This is a genomic window from Bradyrhizobium sp. SRS-191, from assembly GCF_024586915.1.
Taxonomy (GTDB): Bacteria; Pseudomonadota; Alphaproteobacteria; order Rhizobiales; family Xanthobacteraceae; genus Bradyrhizobium.
The window spans coordinates 1-1,951 of sequence record NZ_JANBVS010000066.1 but is presented as its reverse complement, the minus strand read 5'-3'; the positions used below and the strand labels follow the sequence as shown (position 1 = coordinate 1,951).

The window sequence follows — 1,951 nt, the reverse complement described above, 5'->3', positions numbered from 1 at the left end:
GATGTCGCCTACCGTCCCACCCGACATTCGCCAGAAGCACGGCTGCGATCAATGTGGAGGCACGGGCTTCCTAGGTCGCTCGACCATTTCCGAATTTCTATTCCTCGACCCAACGATCCAGCGTCTCGTCCTCGCAACCGCCCCCGAGACGGAGATCGAAGCCGCGGCACGCGACGCCGGCATGACCACCATGTACGAAGATGGCCTTGGCAAGGTGTGGCACGGCCAGACGACCGTTGAAGAGATCGTGCGAGCAACTCGGAGCCACTAGCAAAATGTCCCTCCTCGACACCACCGGCCCGATCAAGAACCTTCTCGGCGAGGGCCGCGCGGTACAAGCCTGGCGCGCGACGTCGCGATCATTCGGCTTGTTCCGGACCTGGTGGAAGCGAGAATTTTTCAGCCTGTTCGATAACCCGTTCGGTCGACAACTTCTCGGGCCTCAGCGACAAACGCTTTATCTCAAGGAAGCGAGTAACGGCGCGATCGAGTTTTGCATAATCGGTGACGGCAGCCAGTCAGAGACGACGGAGCGCTATTCCAGCTATAACGCCGAAACACTGGACCAATTCCTGTTGGGAAGGGGCCTTTCGCGACACGACGTCGATCTCGTCCTACTGATACCGTTAGATAGGTTCTTCGGTCGGACTCTGCGCCTGCCCAAGCAGGCGCTGCCCGATCTGGACCAGATCATTGCCAAGGACCTGACTCGAAAGACGACGTTCAGGCACGAGGACATCCGCGACTGTTACGAGGTCCAGCAAGAACCTGAGGCCGGCAAGATCACAGTTCATCACTGGATCATCCGCCGGTCGATCATCGCTCGAGCGCTCGCCGCGGTCCACCTCGACCACGTGGACGTTGCGCGGATCGAGGGATTTGGTTCGACATCTATCCCGCGCCTCGTCCTCAATTCGGCGGCGGGCGGACGAAGGCCGTGGTATTGGACTGCTGTGCTGGCACTGGCGATCGGAGCTCTGGTGCTCGCCTTAGCTGCATTCGGTCTTGCAACTTGGCGCAAGGAGGCGACACTCACCGAGCTTGCGGATAGGATAGAAGCCAACCGCACTAAAGCGCAGTCGATCCGAGCCCAGATAGATGACCTCGACAGGCGTCAGAGGGCGGTGATCCGCCTGCGCGGCGACAAGGCGTCGAGACCGACTCTTTCCGACGTCTGGGAAAAGGTCACAGCGACTTTGCCCACTCAGTCTTGGCTAACTGAGCTCCAACTCACGCAAGCGGCCACTAACTTAGACGAACAGACGTTGCGATTGACCGGTTTCTCGCCATCGGCCGCAGAGTTGGTCAACCTATTTGAAAACGCGGGAACTTTTGTCGAGGCAGCGTTGACAGCCCCTGTCAGCATCGATCCAACCGAAAAGCGCGAACGGTTTGCCCTGCAGATGAAAGTGACGAAGCAAGCGTCTGCAAATAGGACGCCGCCATGAAGCGATTCTTTCAGCTGTCTCGCTGCAGCGGTCCTGCGCTGTTCATTTGCTTCAACGCGCTGGTAGTTCTGGCCGTCGTTAGCCTTGTTGCTACACTGTTCGACCACCTCCAAAGCTTGGATGACGCGATCGCACAAAAACAGCAGGTGCTGGTGCGCTTGGAGACGATCCTTGCCCGCGAAGGGGACGTGCGCACGGCTAGCGATCGCATAAAGGCCCAATTGACAGAAGGCGACTTCCTGAAAGGTACCAACGAGGGCGTCATCGCGGCCGACCTTCAAATCCGTCTCAAGAGCGTTGCCGAACGCAATGGCGCGCGTGTCCTAACCATGCAGGGCCTGGCACTGCCGGCGGACGAGGTGTTGCGCTACATCGGTGCGAAGGTTGCCCTGGTCGGAACCCATCAGCAACTGCACAAGACCATCCACGAAATCGAGACCGAGAAGCCCTATCTTTTCATACGCAACGCAAGCCTCAAGCCGACCGCAGCCGTAAATGGAACT

The 1,951-nt window shown here is 58.7% G+C and carries 2 protein-coding genes and 1 pseudogene; all 3 read left to right on the top strand.

Features of this window, described 5'->3' with window-relative positions:
• Positions 1 to 271 (top strand): annotated as a pseudogene (locus NLR35_RS33975) (type II/IV secretion system protein); the annotation flags it as partial.
• A 4-nt stretch (positions 272 to 275) separates the two neighbouring features.
• The gene (locus NLR35_RS33970; protein ID WP_257170898.1) at positions 276 to 1,448 is read left to right on the top strand and encodes a PilN domain-containing protein; all 1,173 of its coding nucleotides are present in this window, start codon (positions 276 to 278) and stop codon (positions 1,446 to 1,448) included.
• Positions 1,445 to 1,951: type II secretion system protein GspM (gene gspM, locus NLR35_RS33965; RefSeq protein ID WP_257170897.1), on the top strand; the 507-nt coding region annotated here is incomplete at its 3' end. The genes NLR35_RS33970 and gspM, both read left to right, overlap by 4 nt.

Excerpts from the sequence above, each read along its gene's own strand:
- NLR35_RS33970 (WP_257170898.1), top strand. The coding sequence starts at position 276 with ATGTCCCTCCTCGACACCACCGGCCCGATCAAGAACCTTCTCGGCGAG.